Below are 1835 nucleotides of genomic sequence, written 5' to 3'. Positions count from 1 at the left end.
CGTGAACTCCACCCGGCCGGCCGCGTCCGTCCGGACCCCGTGCACGGCCGGCTCGGGCAGGCTGTTGTAGTGGAACGGCGTGGAGAAGTAGTACGCGCCGGTGTCCGGCACCACCACCAGGTCGCCCGGCCGCAGCGGCGGCAGCGCCCGGCCGCGGGCCAGCAGATCGCCGGCGAAGCAGGCCGGACCGGCGATGTCCTGCCGGACGGGCCGTCCCCGCAGGGCGGCCCCCTCCGGGTCGTACGCCTCGATCCGCAGCGGCCAGGCGTCGGGGCTGAACACCGTCCGGGTGGCGACCTGCACCCCGGCGTGTGTCACGGCGATCGGCCGGCCCCCGGCGGTCTTGGTGTACTCGACGTACGCCGCCAGGAACCCGTTCTTCGCCAGCACCGAGCGGCCGAACTCGGTGACGACCCGGTACCGGCCCTCGAACAGCCCCGGGGCGTGCGCCCGCAGCTGTCCGACGTAGTCGGCGAACGTCGGCGTGACCTCGTCGTCGGCGAAGTTCACCGGAAGCCCGCCGCCGATGTCGACGCCCTCCACCCGGCCCGGCCCGAACGCCGCCGTCACCTGGTCGGCGAACTCCACCGCCTGCGCCACCCCGCGCGCCATCAGGTCCAGGGGGCAGCCCTGCGACCCGGTGTGGGTGTGCACCCAGGTCAGCCACGGATACGCGGCGAACGCCCGCAGCAGCCGCTCCCGGTTGCCCGGATCCGTCAGCGGGACACCGAACTTCGAGGTGGCCGTGGCGGTGCTCATCGCGGCGATGGCCCCGCCGCCGACCTGGCAGTTCAGCCGCACCCCGATCCGGGACGCGGTCGGGCGGCCCGCCAGCAGCGCGTCGATCCGCTCCAGCTCCTGGAAGCCGTCGGCGTTGACGGCCACCCCCAGCTCCAGGGCCCGCGCCAGCTCGGCGCGCGACTTGGCCGGGGAGTCGAAGACGATCCGGTCGGCCGGGAACCCGGCCGCCAGCGCCCGGGCCAGTTCGCCCCCGGTCGCGACCTCGCAGCCCATCCCGAGCCGCTCCAGCTCCCGCAGCACCGGCACCAGGCAGTTGGCCTTCGCGGCGAACGCGTGGGTGACGGCGGGCAGTTCCGGGGCGCCGGGAAACGCCTCGCGCAGGGCCCGGACCGTGGCCGCGACCCCGTCGAGGTCCACGAAGGCGGCCAGCGGGGAGAGTTCGGGGTCGAGCAGGCCCTGCCGCACGGCTTCCCTCAGGACGTGTTCGCGGCGCGCGGCGGCACGGGACACAGCGGTCATGGTGCACCCTCCGGTGTGGGACGGCGGCCCGGGGCCGTTTCCCCGGGCACACGACCAGGCTGCTCGCCGCGCCCGGGGGCCGTCTTCGTCGGTCCCGCACACGCATACCCGCCGCGGCCGGTCCCGCACCGGGGGTCCGCACCCCGGTCGCGCCGCCTTGGTGCGCGGCGACGAGGAAGGGCCCCTTCGCCGGTGCGGGCGCACGAACAAGGGCTCAGGGGCCCGGGGTGCCCCGCGGCCTTCCGTCCCCGAGGCCGAGGCGCAGTTGCAGCTGCGCCAGCAGCCGGGCGTCCGGACTGCCGAGGTCCAGCCCCGACACGGCGGTGATCCGGCCCAGCCGGTACCGCATGGTGTTGGGGTGCAGCGAGAGGCTGCGCGCGGCGGCCGGCACATCGCCGAAGTGGTCCAGGTACGCCCGCAGGGACTCCACCAGACGGCTGCCGGCGTGCTCGGCGTCGAACGCGGCCAGCCGCGCCACCGAGGTCCCCGGCGGCACTTCCAGGTCCCGCAGCGCCTCCAGCGCGCGCAGGACGCCGATGGTGTCGGCCACGTCCTCCACCCACGCCACGGCCCGC

General features: G+C 76.0%; 2 protein-coding genes. Both read right to left on the bottom strand.

Going from position 1 to position 1835, the window contains the following annotated elements; all coding sequences use genetic code 11:
• A partial coding sequence (locus H5J33_RS33740) for a diaminopimelate decarboxylase (RefSeq protein ID WP_181798483.1) occupies nucleotides 1–1260 on the bottom strand: 1260 nt, incomplete at its 3' end.
• A gap of 214 nt (nucleotides 1261–1474) precedes the next feature.
• The coding region (locus tag H5J33_RS33735) for a helix-turn-helix domain-containing protein (RefSeq protein WP_181798482.1) at nucleotides 1475–1835 on the bottom strand (361 nt) is incomplete at its 5' end.

Source organism: Streptomyces sp. WELS2, assembly GCF_013870595.1.
Taxonomy (GTDB): domain Bacteria; phylum Actinomycetota; class Actinomycetes; order Streptomycetales; family Streptomycetaceae; genus Streptomyces.
Note: the sequence above shows the minus strand (reverse complement) of the source record. Positions and strands in the feature narration are given on the sequence as shown.